The organism is Kitasatospora sp. NPDC101108 (assembly GCF_055584725.1).
Genome location: NZ_JBVJLM010000001.1, coordinates 134,921 through 149,928, shown reverse-complemented (window position 1 = coordinate 149,928; position 15,008 = coordinate 134,921). Strand labels below are relative to the sequence as shown.

General features: G+C 73.1%; 12 protein-coding genes. 3 read left to right on the top strand and 9 right to left on the bottom strand.

The features are described 5' to 3' along the window. Positions 1 to 193 precede the first annotated feature (193 nt). The 8 genes from ACZ6Z8_RS00770 to ACZ6Z8_RS00735 form a co-directional block, all read right to left on the bottom strand. Positions 194 to 1,444 (bottom strand): ferritin-like domain-containing protein, encoded by a 1,251-nt coding sequence (locus tag ACZ6Z8_RS00770; protein WP_465604771.1) that lies wholly within the window; start codon positions 1,442 to 1,444, stop codon positions 194 to 196. Next, the gene (locus tag ACZ6Z8_RS00765) at positions 1,441 to 2,268 is read right to left on the bottom strand and encodes an HvfC/BufC family peptide modification chaperone (protein ID WP_465604769.1); all 828 of its coding nucleotides are present in this window, start codon (positions 2,266 to 2,268) and stop codon (positions 1,441 to 1,443) included. Before ACZ6Z8_RS00765 ends, ACZ6Z8_RS00770 begins: the two co-directional genes overlap by 4 nt. Beyond that, entirely contained in the window at positions 2,261 to 3,127 is an 867-nt protein-coding gene (gene bufB / locus ACZ6Z8_RS00760; protein ID WP_465604766.1) for an MNIO family bufferin maturase, read from the bottom strand. Before bufB ends, ACZ6Z8_RS00765 begins: the two co-directional genes overlap by 8 nt. Further along, positions 3,124 to 3,699, bottom strand: coding sequence for a hypothetical protein (locus ACZ6Z8_RS00755; RefSeq protein ID WP_465604763.1), 576 nt, complete (start codon positions 3,697 to 3,699; stop codon positions 3,124 to 3,126). The genes bufB and ACZ6Z8_RS00755 overlap by 4 nt, the downstream gene beginning before the upstream one ends. Before the next feature lie 333 nt (positions 3,700 to 4,032). Then, entirely contained in the window at positions 4,033 to 5,061 is a 1,029-nt protein-coding gene (locus ACZ6Z8_RS00750; RefSeq protein ID WP_465604761.1) for an LLM class flavin-dependent oxidoreductase, read from the bottom strand. Positions 5,062 to 5,272: 211 nt separating this feature from the next. Next, positions 5,273 to 5,662 carry an SCO5389 family protein gene (locus tag ACZ6Z8_RS00745; protein WP_465604758.1) on the bottom strand — a complete coding sequence of 130 codons (390 nt, stop codon included), beginning with the start codon at positions 5,660 to 5,662 and terminating at the stop codon, positions 5,273 to 5,275. 104 nt (positions 5,663 to 5,766) lie between these two features. Further along, on the bottom strand, positions 5,767 to 7,338 hold the full coding sequence (locus ACZ6Z8_RS00740; protein ID WP_465604755.1) for an MFS transporter: 1,572 nt from the start codon (positions 7,336 to 7,338) through the stop codon (positions 5,767 to 5,769). Positions 7,339 to 7,591: 253 nt separating this feature from the next. After that, positions 7,592 to 8,572 carry an Lrp/AsnC family transcriptional regulator gene (locus tag ACZ6Z8_RS00735; protein ID WP_465604753.1) on the bottom strand — a complete coding sequence of 327 codons (981 nt, stop codon included), beginning with the start codon at positions 8,570 to 8,572 and terminating at the stop codon, positions 7,592 to 7,594. A gap of 127 nt (positions 8,573 to 8,699) precedes the next feature. On the opposite strand from ACZ6Z8_RS00735, the gene ACZ6Z8_RS00730 reads away from it, so the two are divergent. After that, positions 8,700 to 10,163: an FAD-dependent monooxygenase gene (locus ACZ6Z8_RS00730; RefSeq protein WP_465604750.1), complete on the top strand. Its 1,464-nt coding sequence runs from the start codon at positions 8,700 to 8,702 to the stop codon at positions 10,161 to 10,163. 669 nt (positions 10,164 to 10,832) lie between these two features. Next, the gene (locus ACZ6Z8_RS00725; RefSeq protein ID WP_465604748.1) at positions 10,833 to 11,825 is read left to right on the top strand and encodes an alpha/beta hydrolase; all 993 of its coding nucleotides are present in this window, start codon (positions 10,833 to 10,835) and stop codon (positions 11,823 to 11,825) included. A 30-nt stretch (positions 11,826 to 11,855) separates the two neighbouring features. Here ACZ6Z8_RS00725 and ACZ6Z8_RS00720 read toward each other — a convergent pair whose 3' ends face one another. Continuing rightward, on the bottom strand, positions 11,856 to 12,719 hold the full coding sequence (locus ACZ6Z8_RS00720; RefSeq protein WP_465604745.1) for a phenylalanine 4-monooxygenase: 864 nt from the start codon (positions 12,717 to 12,719) through the stop codon (positions 11,856 to 11,858). A 506-nt stretch (positions 12,720 to 13,225) separates the two neighbouring features. On the opposite strand from ACZ6Z8_RS00720, the gene ACZ6Z8_RS00715 reads away from it, so the two are divergent. Next, a complete protein-coding gene (locus tag ACZ6Z8_RS00715) occupies positions 13,226 to 14,863 on the top strand; it encodes an alkaline phosphatase family protein (protein WP_465604743.1) in 1,638 nt (545 codons plus the stop codon). The last annotated feature ends 145 nt before the right edge of the window (positions 14,864 to 15,008 follow it).

The window sequence follows — 15,008 nt, the reverse complement described above, 5'->3', positions numbered from 1 at the left end:
GCCCGGCCCCCGGTACCCTCGCTCCAAACACTGAACGTGGTTATTGGCCCCGCCCGGGGTGGGGGCCGCGGGGCCCGGCCCCGGCCGGGGGGCGGGGCGGGGGCCGCCCGTGGCAGGGGGAACGCGACCGGCCCGGCTCCCCAGGGATGGGGAACCGGGCCGGCCGGAGGATGCGAGGAGGGCGACCCTCGGGTCAGACCGCGTCGGGGAGCTTGCTGATCAGCCAGCGCACGCTGTTGTCGCCGCCGAGCTGGGGGAAGTGGACCATCGCGGCGTCGCACAGCTTCATCAGGTGCTGCTTGTTCTTCCCGGCGCCGGGCAGTTTGTGGAACTCGAAGGTGGGGCCGGCGTGGAGCGGCACGTCCTGCGTCAGGTTGACCTGGGTGGCGGCCATCACCTCGGAGATCGAGACGAGGATGCCCTGCATGGTGGCCATGAAGGTCCGCTCGTAGTGGTAGCGCGGGCTCTGCTTGCCCGCCCGGACGTCCTTCCGTGAGGTCCGGTAGATCATGTCGATCATGTGCAGGACGTAGCAGTACACCGCGTTGAAGAGGGCGTTGAGGCTGGTGACGGCCTGGTCGGCGGCGTAGAGCTTCGCCTCGGGGTCGGTGGGCAGCGGCCAGACCGGGCCGATCGGTTCGACGCCGTCCGCGATCCGCTTGAACTTGATGTAGTGGGGCATCTCGTCCAGGCCGGGGACGGGCTTGAGCGGGTCGATGGGGACGGAGAGCTTGTTGTCCTTGGTCCCCTCGCCCTGGTCGACGATGATCTTCAGAGCCCCCTGGGCGGTCTTCAGGTCCTTGATCAGGACGGGTTCGCCGCCGCCGTCCTTGTTCCAGTAGGCCGCCACGTACTGGAGGTCGGGCTTGTTGGACTTCCATAGGTCCGGGACCTTGCCGTCGAGGTACTTGAGCCCCTCGCCGACGGCCTCGTAGAACGCGCCGATGCTCGGGTACCAGCCGGGCGGCACGGGTTGGGGGCGGTTCTTCGCCGCGGGCTTCTCGAACTCCATGAAGACGTCCCGGACCAGCTCCCGCGAGCACGGCCCCATGTGGAGCTTGAGCGGCGGCCAGCGGTGCGGCATGTACATCGGGAAGCCCGGCATGAAGTCCTGGTCGTAGAACGTGACCTTGTCGCCCTCCCCGAGCGCCACCAGCAGGTTGCGGACCAGACAGAGGTGCAGCATCTCCTCCACCACGATGCTGCGGATCAGCCGGAACGCGCCCATCCCCGGGTCCCACTGGGAGTAGCCGCGCGAGGCGATGGAGAAGGACGGGTAGAGGTACATCGGGATGGTGATCATCTCCAGGCGGGCGGCCTGCCTGAGGTGTTTGATCAACTCCTCCCGGGTGGTGATGGGTTCCCCGGCGTTGACCCTGGTGGTCTCGTCGGTGAGGAAGGTGGGGACGAGGGCCTCGTCGAGGGCGGAGGTGGTGGCGGTCACGATGGGTGTCTCCTGACGGTGGGGGTTGGGGGGAGCGGATCGGCCAGGATCCAGCCGTCCGCCGTCCAGCGGTGGAGCAGGTGTGCGGCGGCGGCCTCGTCCAGGCCCGTTCCGGCGGCGGCCGTGCGGACGGTGCCGCCCTCGACCAGGGCGGTGAGGAACCGGTGGGCGGGGTCGGTCAGTTCGGTGGCCGTGACGACGTAGTCGCGCCGGGAGAGCACCAGCGGAACCCGCCTCGGCAGCGGATCCTCGGCGGGCAGGCCCCGGCGGACGGCCGCCGCGTAGGTGTGCACCGGTGCGCTCAGGACGAGCAGCCGCAGCGACGGGGCCGGCCGTACGCGGCCGTGCGGCGGCGGGACGGCTGGGGTTTCCGGCAGACCCTCGGTGCCGGGGCCGTCGTACACCTCGGCGAACGCCCGCTCGTAGCGCGCCAGATCGATGACCACGTCGATCCACGCCTCGCGCCCGGCGGCCGGCCGGTCCCGGTCGGGCCGGTGCTCGGCCAGGAACTCGGCGAAGTGCGCGTCGAGTTGGAACAGGGTGTAGGAGCGGGACGGACGGGAGTCCAGGTACTCCAGGGCGCAGTCGTCGAACAGCTCGTCGCCCAACAGCGCCCGCAGGGCGGGGTGGAGCCCACGCATCGCCTCCAGCAGGCGCAGCCGGTAGCCGCGCCGGTAGACCTCCAGGCACTGGCCGGGGGAGAGCTGGGCGGCGGCCGCCAGCACGGTGTCGGCGGACCGGTCCTTCCGGGGCCCGTACGGGGCCAGGACGGCCTCCTGGAACCAGCGTTGGGCGGCGGCGGTCGCATCGGTCGGGCTAGCCACGGCCCACCGCGACCGGTTCCGGCAGGTGGCGGCGGGCCTTGTGGAGCTCGGCGAGCAGTTCGGGCAGGGGTGGGATGCGGTCGTCCCACTCCAGCAGGGTGGGCACGGGTCCGGTCAGCGAGAGCGCCAACTCGTAGAGCTCCCAGACGGGTTCGGCCACCGGCTGGTCGTGGGTGTCGATGATGTGCGTCCCGAGGTGGGTGTGCCCGGCGAGGTGGATCTGCACCACCCGCTCGGCGGGGAGCGCCCGGACGTACTGCTGCGGGTCGAACCCGTGGTTGACGGCCGAGACGTAGACGTTGTTGACGTCCAGCAGGAGGCCGCAGCCGGACTCGTCGGCCAGGCGGGCGACGAACTCCCACTCCGGCATGCTCGCACCCGCGAACGCCGCGTACGTGCTCGGGTTCTCCAGGACCAGAGGCCGCTCCAGGACGTCCTGGACCAGGCGCACGCGACGCACCAGGTGGGCGAGCGACTCCTCGGTGAACGGCACCGGCAGCAGGTCGTGGGTGTTGACCCCCGCCGTGCCCGTCCAGCAGATGTGGTCGGACACCCAGCGCGCCCCGGTGGCCCGGGCCAGGCGGCCCAGCCGGTCGAGGTAGTCGCGGTCCACCGGGTCGGTGCTGCCGATCGACAGCGAGACGCCGTGCATGACGATCGGGTAGCGCTCGGCGATCCGGTCGAGGGCATGGCGCGGGTAGCCGCCGGAGTCCATGAAGTTCTCGGAGATGATCTCGAACCAGCCCACCTCGGAGGGCCAGGTCTCCAGCACCTCCTTGAGGTGCGGGAAGCGCAGGCCCAGGCCGAGTCCGAGACCGGAGCGGCCGGGAACGTCCACCGGTGTGGCGCGGCCGGTCACGAGCCGGCGGCGCTCTTGCCGTGCGGCTTCTCGTAGCTGGGCACGAGGTCGTCGGGGTAGCCCTCGCCCGGCGAGGGGCCGAACGGGATGCCGGCCTCGAACATCCGGTGCTCGAAGATCTTGCGGGCCCGCTTCCACACGCTGGTGCCGCGGTACGGGCCGGCCGCGTGCACCCGGCTGACGTTGATCGGGCTGGCGCAGCTGCCGTTCCACCGGCAGTCCTGGGCGCCCGGCTTGGCCTGCTCCGCGTCGGACCCGCTGTAGCCGCAACCACCCTGCCCGCGGCACTCGTTGGCGCCGTGGCAGACGTGGAAGACGGTGGCGCAGTCGCCCATGCCCGCCATCTCCCCGGTCCCGCCGAACCCGTGGCCACGGCACGCGTTCAAGCCCATGCACACGTGCAGTTCGATCGCGGGCTGGAGCTTGGCCGGTTCGATCCGGGCCGGGCCCGCCTCGGTGGCCTCCAGGTGCTTCTGCTTCCCCTCCAGGCCGCCGACCAGGAGTGACTCGACGTCCTCCAGGTTGGTCGGTTTGCCGTCGACCTGTCCGTGTCCGTTGTGTTCCGGTTTCATACCGGCCTCCTTGTGACTCCCCCCGGTGGATGGCGAGTGGGCGACCGGAATCGCGCCCACTCGGTTCTGCCGTCACAACGGCTATCAGGGAGCGGGGGCCGTCGCACCTCGGTGGCTACGGAACGTGACCGCCACAGTGGGGTACGGAACGGCGCAGGCCAGCGGGGCCGCGTGGCGGCCGGGTCGGGAGCGCGGAGGCCGCCCGGTCCCGGCGCGCGGGCGCGGGCACCGGACGGCCAAGAGGACCCGGAAGCAGGAGCGCGTCATTCGGGCAGCGCAAACGGCCGGTGCGATCGGCGGGCACCGCGCCGGCGGGTCGGCGGCCCGGCTTCGTCAGACCGCGGGAGACCAGCCGAGGGCCGGCCCGAGCCGGGTGGCGAGGTCGGTGAGGATCTGGACGTAGTCCTCGTGCCCGAAGGTGAACGGCAGGGCGAAGGCGACCTCGTCGACCTCCCGGTAACCGGCGTGGGCGTGCAGCCGTTCGGCGAGCTCCTGGGAGGTGCCGACCAGGTCGGGGGCGAAGAGCAGCCGGGCCGGGCCCTGCGGCGCGAGGGTGCGCGGGGTGCGGGCGAGGGCGTACGCCTCGTACCTGGCGCGCTGCTCGGGGGTGGCGCTGTCGGTGGGGATGACCACCAGGCCCTGGGAGACCCGGGCGCGCTCGCCCTCGGGGTGCAGGGCCCGGAAGGCGCGGATCAGCTCGGCCTGGATCTCGGCGAAGTCCCGTGCGGCATCGTCCGGTTCGGGCTTGACCACGCTGCTGGTCAGCAGGTTGAGTCCGTGCTCGCCGGCCCAGCGGGCCGAGCGCAGGCTGCCCGCGCCGTACCAGAGCCGGTCGGCCAGGCCGGGTGAGTGCGGCTGGACGCGGCGCGAGTACACCTCGATGCCCTCGGTGCCGGCGAAGTCGGAGGCGTCCTCGCCGCGGACCAGGGCGAGCAGCCGTTCGGCGCGGCGGTGGCCGAAGTCCTCGTGGTCGCCGGTGTCCGGGTAGAGGGCGCCGCGCACGTGCTCGTAGTGGGTGGGCAGGCCGACGCTGAAGCCGGGGTTGAGCCGGCCGCCGGAGAGCACGTCGACGGTGGCGAGGTCCTCGGCGAGCCGCAGCGGGTTCTCCCAGCCGAGCGGGGTGACGGCGGTGCCGAGCTCGATCCGGCTGGTGCGCTGGGTGGCGGCGGCGAGGACGGCGACGGGCGAGGAGATCCCGTACTGGAGGTGGCGGTGGCGCAGCCAGGCGCTGTCGAAGCCGAGCCGCTCGCCGAGGGCGATCAGGTCGAGGGTGGAGTCGTGGCCCCGGCGCGGGTCGGCCTCGTCGAAGAGCCCGATGGTGAGGAAGCCGAGTTTCCGCAGCGGGCGGGGGGAGGGCGGCATGGTGGCGGCTCCGCGTGGGATCTTGCGGCCCGGGGAGGGCCGGACGGCTGGTGCCCGTCGACCGTACGCAGGCCGTCCGCGGGCCGACAAGATCGGCGGGCGATCCGGACAGCGGATCGCAACGGGCCGCAACGCGGTGCAACACCGGGGAACCCGCGCCGGGCGCCCACCCGTCCGGGGCGGGCACCCGGCGCGGCCGTGCGCGTGCGGGTCAGCAGCTGCGCAGCTCCGGGCTCTGGTTGCGGATCTGGTTGTGCAGCGAGGTGAACTCGCGGTACGCCTCGCTGTCCTCGGAACCGGGCCGGAAGGCGCCGACGCGGTGGCAGTTGACGAAGGCGAGCTTCACGCCGAAGTGGTCCTCCAGGCTGCCCCGGATGGCGTTGCTGGCCAGCGCGCGCAGCAGCTGGGCGCGCTCCTCGTCACTGGGCGTGGTGTTGTCGGTGGTGAACTCGGCGCCGGTGGCGGCGAGTTCGGTGCTGAGTCCGGCGACGACCTGGTAGGCGTACGGGAGCGAGCCGCGCACGGTGTCGAGGAAGTCGGCCTCGTCCACGCGGCCGTTGCGGGCCTGGTCGAGCAGGGCGGGGGAGACGTCGAGCGACATGGGGGTCCTCTTTCGCGGGGCGCGCACAGGGCGCGGCCGGGGAACGGTTAGCGAAGATGAAAACCATTTGCGAGAAGGACTCTCCTGGAAGCCCCGACGGTCTGTCAAGTACCGCCCCCCGAAGGGCCGACCCCCGGCGCCCCCTTCGAAGGGCCGGTGTCCGGAGCCTGCGGCAGCCGTGGCACCTTGATGACGAACACCGCGATCAGCACCGCGAGCGCGGCGAACACCAGGCCCATCCGGAAGGCGGTCGCGATGCCGTGCACCAGTACCTCCGAGGAGTACGGCGCCGGCAGCTTCCCGCTCGCCCGGAACCGGGCGGCCTCCTGCGGGGTGGCATGGAGGAGGAACCTCCCGACCTGCTGCCGGGCCTCGTTGCGGCTCGCCGTGCCGTACACCGTGACCAGGATCGACAGGCCGAGCGAACCGCCCACCTGCTGGGTGGTGTTGAGCATCCCGGTGGCCGCCCCGGTCTCGTGCGGGGCCACCTGCGACACGGCGGTGAGCATCACCGGGACGAAGATCGAGCCCATCCCGAAGCCGAACAGCAGCGTCGGGCCGAGGATGCCGCCCGCGAAGGTGCTGTCGATGTCGATCCTGGTCGCCCAGAACACCCCGCACAGCACCAGGACCGAGCCGGTGACCAGGAAGGGCTTGGGACCCCAGCGCAGCTGGTTGCGCGCGGCGAACTGGGCGGCCGCGACGATCGCGGCGCTGATCGGCAGAAAAGCGAAGCCGGCCCGCAGCGGGCTGTAGTCGAGGATCTCCTGCACGAACAGGGTGATGAAGAAGAAGATGCTGAACATCGTCGCCGCCACGCACAGCATCAGCCCGTACGCGCCGGAGCGGTTGCGTTCGCGGAACAGGTGCAGCGGGGTGATCGGCTGGGGCACCCGCCGTTCGTTGACCACGAAGGCCGCCAGCAGCACGACCGCCAGGCAGAACGCGGTCAGCGTGACGGCGTCCGTCCAGCCGTGGTCGGAGGCCCGGATGAAGCCGTACACCAGCGACACCATGCCCGCCGTGGCGGTGAACGCGCCGGTCAGGTCGAAGCGCCCGGGATGCCGCTCGGACTCGTTGATGTACAGCGGCGCCAGCAGGGCGATCGCGACGGCGATCGGCACGTTGACGAACAGCACCCACCGCCAGGACAGCCAGGAGGTCAGCATGCCGCCGAGCAGCAGGCCCACCGCCCCTCCCGCACCGGCCACGGCGGAGTACACCCCGAACGCGCGGTTGCGCTCCGGGCCCTCCTTGAAGTTGGTGGCGATCAGCGCCAGCGCGGTCGGTGAGGCGATCGCCCCGCCCGCCCCCTGGAGCGCCCGGGCCGCCAGCAGCCAGGCCGAGGACTGGGCGACCCCGCCGAGCAGGGAGGCCAGGCCGAACACCAGCACGCCGACGATGAACACCCGCCGGCGCCCGAGGATGTCGCCGGTGCGCCCGCCGAGCAGCAGCAGTCCGCCGAAGGTGAGGGTGTAGGCGTTGATCACCCAGGACAGGTCGGTGGTGGAGAACTTCAGCGCCTGCTGGATGTGCGGCAGGGCGATGTTCACGATCGTGATGTCGAGAACCACCATCAGCTGGGTGGCCGCGATGACGGTGAGGGCTATCCCTGGGTGCTGGCCCCGACGTGCGGTCGCGGGCGGAGCCGTGGCCAGGGCACGCGAGGTGGCCATGGCAGGTTCCCCAATGGCTCGGGGGTGAACGAGGGGCAGGGGGACGGATTCGTTCACCACCAACGACAGTAGACCCGGCCGATAAGGAACACAACCGTTCATTACGGACATGCGGCGATTTCCGGACAATCGCTGATCAGGGGTGTGAAAGCGTCTCGGCACGGCACGGCACGGCACGGCACGGCACGGCACGGCACGGCGGGGCACGGCGGGGGTGCGGTACGGCGGGCGTGCGGCCGGGCGTCGACGACCGCTACGCCCGGGGCGCGGCCTGCTTGACGGTCCGGATCACCGGCGCCGTCTCCACCTGGAGGACGCCCGGGAGCGCGCCGACCCTGCTGGTCAGGTAGCGGTACAGCGCCCGCTGGTCCGCGCAGACCACGGTGGCGTACAGATTGGTCGGGCCGGTGGTGGCGGCGGCGAAGGCGACCTCGGGGTGGCTCGCCAGCGCCCGGCCGGCCGCTTCCAGGTGTGGGGGAGCGACGGAGAGCCACAGCAGCGTCCGGGTGCCGACGCCCAGCAGGCGCTTGTCGCAGTCGATGTCCAGGTAGAGCACCCCGCGTTCGCGCAGCTCCGTCATCCGGCGCCGGACCGTGCTGGGCGACCATCCGGTCAGCTCGGCCAGCTGCTCGAAACCGGCGCGGCCGTCGGCGGCGAGGGCGGCGAGCAGCCTGCGGTCGCCGTCGTCGAGCCGTACGGGCCCTGGCCGGTCCGGCAGCGGGCGGCGGGGTGACGGCTCCGGGCGCAGCGCCTCGACGGCCCGCGCGTCCAGCGGGCCCAGCTTGCCGATGAGGCTGTCCGGGCCGCCGAAGAAGGTGTGCAGCACGGAGTGGGCGCTCACCCCCTCCACCCGCGGGGTACGGGGGAGCCGGGCCAGGAGCAACGCCTCGCTGTCGGCCTCGCTCTCGGTGCGGACCGTGCAGGTGATCTCGGTGCCGCCGGAGGACAGGCTCACCCAGGAGGTCTCCGGGCGCCGGGCCAGCGCCTCGGCGACCGCGACCGCCGCGGAGGGGGCGCAGCGCACCCGCAGCAGCCACAGCACCGCGCCCAGCGCCGTCGGGTCGATCCCGCCGAGCACCCGCACCGCACCGGTCGAGCGCAGCCTGGCGTACCGGCGGGCGACGGTGCGGTCCGACACCCCGAGAACGGCCGCGATCGTGCTGAACGGGGCCCGGCCGTCGACCTGCAGGGCGTGGACCAGGCGGCGGTCCAGATCGTCGTAGTCGGATTCCACCGCGCCGAGCGTAGCCGGTGTCGGATCCCGCCGTCATCGCCCCGGTCACTCGTCCAACCGCCCCGGGTGGGACGAGCGTTGATCCCGTCACGAGAACCACTGTTCGACGGAGACCAGGGAGAGAACCATGGACACCGACGTACTCGTCGTCGGCGCCGGCCCGACCGGACTGACGGCGGCCAACGAACTGCTGCTGGCGGGCGCATCGACCGTACTGGCCGACCGGCTGCCGCAGCGCAGCGCCCTGTCCCGGGCCGGCGGCATGCAGTCCCGCACGGTCGAGGCGCTCGACCAGCGCGGCCTGCTGGAACCGCTGCTGGCCACGGGGGACCACCCGGCCGGCACCAGCCACTTCGCCGGCATCCCGCTGCCCACCGACAGCGCCGCCCGTCCCCGGCTGCCGTGGCGCTCCGTCCCGCAGGTCGACCTGGAGGGCTTCTTCGAGGAACACCTCGCCGCGCAGGGCCTGCGCGTCCGGCGCGACCACGAACTGGTCCAGCTCGCCCAGGACGAGGAAGGCGTCACCGCGGGCTTCGCCAACGGCCGTACCGTACGCGCCCGTTACCTGATCGCCGCAGACGGCGGCCACAGCACGGCGCGCTCCCTGCTGAAGGCCGAGTTCCCCGGCCGGGCGGGCACGGCGACCACGATCGCCGCCGACGTCAGGCTCAGCGGCACCGAGGAGCTGGGGACGCACCACCGCGCCGAGGACGGCACCTGGGCGGCGGTGTTCCCGCTCGGCACCGACGACCGGGGCAGGCCGCTGCGCCGCCTCGCCCTGGGCGGGCCGGGCCGCTCGGTGCCCAGGGACGTCCCGATCACCGAGGAGGAGATCCGCACCGGGCTGCTGGCCGTGTTCGGCGAACGGGTGCGGCTGCTCGAACTCCGCCACGCCCGGCGGATCACCAACGCGGCCCGGCAGGTCGCGCGGTACCGGCACGGTCGGGTCTTCCTGGCCGGCGACGCCGCCCACGTGCACCTCCCGCTCGGCGCCCAGGGCATGAACACCGGCATGCAGGACGCCTTCAACCTGGGCTGGAAGCTCGGCGCGGCCGTGCGCGGCTGGGCACCGGAGGGCCTGCTCGACAGCTACCACACCGAACGCCACCTGGCCGGCGCCCTGGTGCTGCGCAACGTCCAGGCGCAGAGCCTGCTGATGGACTGGGAGGGCACCGGCGACCCGGAGGTGACGGCCACCCGGGAGATCTTCACCGAACTGGCCGAGCTGCCGGAGGTGCGGCGCCGCCTCGGCGACATGATGGCCGGAATGGCCACCCGCTACCCGATGCCGGACGCCGCTCCCCACCCGCTCCTCGGCGGCCCCGCCCCGGACGTCGACCTCGGCCCGGCCCGGCTGCACGAACTGCTGCGCTCCGGACGCGGGGTGCTGGTCGACCCCCTGGGCACCCTGGCCGGGACCCTCGCCCCCTGGACGGACCGGGTCGACCGGGTCGGCTGCCTCGGGCGGGATGCTGCGGCGGTCGAGCCGATGCTGGTGCGACCGGACGGCTACGTCTGCTGGATCGGTACCCCGGAGGAGGCCCTGCGACCGTCCCTCACCCGCTGGTTCGGCGCCCCGGCGTCCAGCTGATCCGCCCCACGGCGGGCGTTCCGGTGACCGGTCCGCCGCTCACCACCTCGGTCGGCCTCCCGGGCGAGCAACTGCCCGCGAGGCCGGCCTCCACCGTCCTCCTCGCCCTCGTGCTCACCCGGCAGGCTCTCCGACGGGGCGTACGTGGCGCAGAAGTCGCAGTCGCAGCTGGTCATCGAGTTGGCCTGGCAATGGGCGGTCTCCCAGTACCGCGAAGCACACGGCCCCGGATCGACCGGGGAGCCGTCCTGGGGCAGGGTACGCCGACACCAGTCGCAGCGGACGGCGACCGGTACCCCCGCCTGGCGCAGGACCTGTGCCGCACGGGAGGCGATCTCGAACGGGACGTCCTTCACGAGGGTGGCCGCCCCGGTGTCCAGCACCTGGCCACTGCGCCACAGGCTCAGACCGGTCACAGTGCGGACCGCCTTGAGCGCGGCCGCACCGCGGGGCGAGGCACCGGCCAATTCCACGGTGAATTGCGGGTCCTCCACAGCTCCCCCTCCCCGCCCGGCGACACGTCGACCCGCCCAGTCAACCGCCGGGCCGGTCCGGCGGTCCACCGGTTTTCGGCGGCGGGGCCGGGGCGCGAAGAAGCCGTCCGAGCCCGGCTGGCAAGCTGGACCGGTCGGGGCGCCGCCGGGCGCCCCTCGGTCAGGGGGTGCTGTGATGGACGAGGTGCCGGCCCGACGGGTGCCGCCGTTGGATCCGCAGGTGGGAGCCGCGGTGGCGGCCGCCGGTGAGCGGGCGCGCGGGGTGCTCACCCCGGAGGACCTGGCGGCCTGGCAGGAGCGCGACGCCGCCACCCGGCCCCGTCCGACGCTCGACCAGCTGCGCGACGGCGGCCGCTTCGAGGTGGCGGAGCTGCGCGCACCCCGGGCCGACGGCGCGGGAGAGGTCACGCTCCTCTCCGGGCGGCCCGCCGGAGTCGGCGGCACGCTGCCGGTGCTGTTCTACCTGCACGGTGGCGGAATGGTGACGGGCAACGCCTGGTCCGTCCTGCCCCGGCTGCTGCGCTCATGGGCGCTGCCGCTGGGCCTGGCCGTGGTGTCCGTCGAGTACCGGCTCGCGCCGCGCACCCGCTTCCCGGGGGCCGTCGACGACTGCTGGGCCGGGCTCACCTGGGTCGTCGAGAACGCCGACGCGCTGGGCGTGGACGCGCGGCGCCTGGTGATCGGCGGCAAGAGCGCCGGCGGCGGACTCGCCGCCGCCCTCGCCCTGCTGACCCGCGACCGCGGCGGCCCGGCCCCGATCGGCCAGCTGCTGCTGAGCCCGATGCTCGACGACCGCGGCGACACCTTCTCCAGCCACCAGATGGTCGGCCACGACACCTGGGACCGCGCCTCCAACGCCACCGCCTGGCAGGCCATCCTCGGCGACCGCTACGGCGCCGCCGACCTCTCGCCCTACGCCGCCCCGGCCCGCGCCACCGACCACTCGCGGCTCCCCGCCACCTACGTCGAGGTGGGCTCCGCCGAAACCTTCCGCGACGAGGCCGTCGCCTACGCCGACGCCATCTGGCGAGCAGGCGGCGACGCCGAACTGCACGTATGGCCCGGCGCCTGCCACGGCTTCGACACCCTCGCCCCCCACGCGGCCGTCTCCCAGGACGCCCTCGCCGCCCGCACCCGCTGGCTGCGCCGCATCCTCCCGTCGGAATGAGCCTCCGAGTCGCCTGACCCGCCCGCTCCGTCAGCCGGTTCGCCGGGCGGCGGCCGGGCCGCGGCCGAAGCGCGGCGCGCTCCCTTCGTCGAGCTTCTCCAGGAAGACGTTCAAGGTGTCGGCGACCTCGTGGAGGCAGCGGGCACTGAACAGGACCGGCTGGTAGCCGGAGATCTCGTACGGGGTGGCAAGCACGGCCCCGACGTCCAGGGCACGTACCTGGGCCAGCCGCAGGCGCCGGATCTCCCCGTAGGAGGACAGCAGGGCCGCCCCGAAGGCCTTCGGCCTGCCGCCTTCGTCGAGGACGCCGTACTCCAGCGTGAACCAGTAGACGTCGCTGATCATCTGCAGGACGTCCGCGTCGTCGATGCGCTCGGCGGTACGGCCGATCGCTCGGTAGATGTCGGCGAACGCCGGGCAGGACAGGTGGATCCCGTGGCCGAGGACGTCGTGGATGACATCGGGCTCGGGGGTGAACAGCGGTACGGCGGGGTGCCGGACGAACTGCACGGCGTGGAAGTAGCCGGCGGCCATCGCGCCGAGGAACCGCTTGTTGGCGACGACGCCTCCCGCGAGGGTGAACTCGAAGCCCGTCCTGCGCCGCAGTTCCGGTCCGACCTCGGCATGCTGCGGGATGCGGTCGGCGGGGATCGGTGCCTGCTCCCTGGCGTCGAGGACGGCGCGGCAGGCATGCTCGCTCTGGGCCGCCCACAGCGCCCGGTGGACGGTCCGCCACGTCCGTTCCTCGCTGTCGCTGTACTCGACCCACGGCGCCGGATCGCCGACCCGGTGTCCGCGCGCCGCGGCGGCGAGGGCCCGGCGCCGTCGCAGGTAGTGCGGATCGCTCAGTCCGGGGTGCTCGGCCGGCACGCCCAGCCGCCCGTCGGCCGCCACGGGCGTGCGCCCTGGTGTTTCGCCCACACAGTGCTTGTTTCCCCACGTCCACGGACCCATGCACCTGATCCGGGCGCTACAGGGCCGCCTCGGCCAACGAAAGGACCTGCGCCCGGTCCCGCCAGAAGTAGGTCGAGCCGGCCGCGGCGCGGACCTGCGCCTCGGATCGGCCGGCAGGATCCGGCGGACCGCTTCCGGTGCCCGGGTCCAGGTCTTCGTCGGCGCGGCGCGGGCCGGCGGGGCCAGGGCTTCGTCGGCGCGGCGCGGGCCGCCGGGTCGGGGTCACCCGCAAGGAGGGGCCCGCAGGTCGGACGGCACCTGTCATGTCTCTGCACAACTCCCATGAAAGAGCCGCGAGTTGGTGAGAACTGGGTAAAACCGAACATCTCTCCGCACGGCGGTCCGGTGCTGTTCATGTGCCGGCCGCCGACGGTACACCGAGGGCTCCCAGCCTGGGGGCCGCACCACCGCCGCCACCTCCCCTCCCCCTCCCACAGGAGCCCTTCGTGACCCGTCGTTACCTCCGGCTGGCCGCCACCCTCGGCGCCGCCGGTGTGCTGGCCGGATCCACCGTCGCCCAGGCCGCCGCTGCCGAGGAGGGCCGTGGTGCCCGTGCCCAGCACGTGCTGCTGGTCTCGGTCGACGGCCTGCACCAGTCGGACCTGGCCCGGTTCACGGCCGCGCACCCGCAGTCGGCCCTGGCCCGGCTGGTCCGTGGCGGTGTCGAGTACACCCACGCCAGCACCACCAACCCCTCCGACTCCTTCCCCGGCATGGTCGCGCAGCTGACCGGCGGCGGCCCCGGCACCACCGGCGTCTACTACGACGACACCTACGACGCCGCGCTGCTCCCGGCCGGCACCACCGACTGCAAGGGCGCCAGGCCCGGCGCCGAGGTCGACCTCACCGAGGACCTCGACCGGAACCAGGACTCGATCGACGCCGGCCAGGGCCTGGCCGGACTGCCCGGCTCCATCCTGCGGATGACCGGCCGGCCGCAGACCCTGATCGACCCCGCCAAGCTGCCGGTCGACCCGCGGACCTGCCGGCCCGTCCAGCCGCACTCCTACCTCCAGGTGAACACCGTCTTCGAGGTGGCCCGCCAGGCCGGGCTGCGCACCGCGTGGTCGGACAAGCACGCCGCCTACGACATCCTCAACGGCCCCTCCGGCGAGGGCATCCAGGACCTCTTCACCCCGGAGATCAACAGCAAGGCGCCCGGCTATGGCGGCGACTGGACCAAGGACAACCGGGCCACCGAGCAGTACGACGCGTACAAGGTGCAGGCCGTCCTCAACGAGATCGACGGCTACGACCACAGCCGCTCGCAGCAGGTCGGCACCCCGGCGGTCTTCGGCCTGAACTTCCAGTCCGTCTCCACCGCGCAGAAGCTCAAGAGCTCCGGGGGTCTCCAGGGCGGCTACGTCGGCAAGGGCGTGCCCGGCCCGCTGGTCGAGAAGAACCTGGAGTTCGTCGACCAGCAGATCGGCGCGCTCACCGACGAGCTGCGCAAGCAGCACCTGGACGGCTCCACCACGGTCATCCTGTCGGCCAAGCACGGCCAGTCGCCGATCGACCCGACCGCCCTCAACCGGATCGACGACGGCCCCCTGCTGGACGGCCTCAACGCCGCCTGGAAGGCCGCCCACCCCGGTGCCGGCGACCTGGTCGCCCACGCCGTCGACGACGACGGCGTGCTGCTCTGGCTGAACGACCGCTCCGCGGCCGCCACCGAGTTCGCCAAGGACCACCTGCTGGCGCAGTCCGGCAACGGCGTCGACATCGACGGCAAGGCCCGCCCCTTCACCAGGAGCGGCATCCAGCAGGCGTACGCCGGCAAGGCGGCCGCCGACTACTTCCACGTCGAGCCGGGCGACCCCCGGGTCCCGGACGTCTTCGGTGTCGCCCAGTACGGCGTCGTCTACACCGGTGGCAGCAAGATCGCGGAGCACGGCGGCGACCACGCCGACGACCTGGACGTCCCGCTGGTCGTCTCCGGCGCCGCCACCCCGAACGGCGTCCGCCACGACGGGAGGGTCGAGACCAAGCAGATCGCCCCGACCGTCCTGAAGCTCCTCGGCCTCCGGCCGAACGCCCTCCAGGCCGTCCGCGAGGAGCACACCCGGGTGCTGCCGGTCCGCTGACGACCGGGACCACCGGCCGGCCGGAGCGCCGGAAGCCCCGACGGCCCGGTCCCGGACCGGGCGGCCGTACGCCATCCGCGTAAGGCCGCCCGGCACGTTCGGGTGATCTTCCGCCGGTCCGGGTCGTAGCCGGCCGCCGGCCTCG

Excerpts from the sequence above, each read along its gene's own strand:
- ACZ6Z8_RS00755 (WP_465604763.1), bottom strand. The coding sequence starts at position 3,699 with ATGAAACCGGAACACAACGGACACGGACAGGTCGACGGCAAACCGACC.
- ACZ6Z8_RS00750 (WP_465604761.1), bottom strand. The coding sequence starts at position 5,061 with ATGCCGCCCTCCCCCCGCCCGCTGCGGAAACTCGGCTTCCTCACCATC.
- ACZ6Z8_RS00745 (WP_465604758.1), bottom strand. The coding sequence starts at position 5,662 with ATGTCGCTCGACGTCTCCCCCGCCCTGCTCGACCAGGCCCGCAACGGC.
- ACZ6Z8_RS00740 (WP_465604755.1), bottom strand. The coding sequence starts at position 7,338 with ATGGCCACCTCGCGTGCCCTGGCCACGGCTCCGCCCGCGACCGCACGT.
- ACZ6Z8_RS00730 (WP_465604750.1), top strand. The coding sequence starts at position 8,700 with ATGGACACCGACGTACTCGTCGTCGGCGCCGGCCCGACCGGACTGACG.
- ACZ6Z8_RS00725 (WP_465604748.1), top strand. The coding sequence starts at position 10,833 with ATGGACGAGGTGCCGGCCCGACGGGTGCCGCCGTTGGATCCGCAGGTG.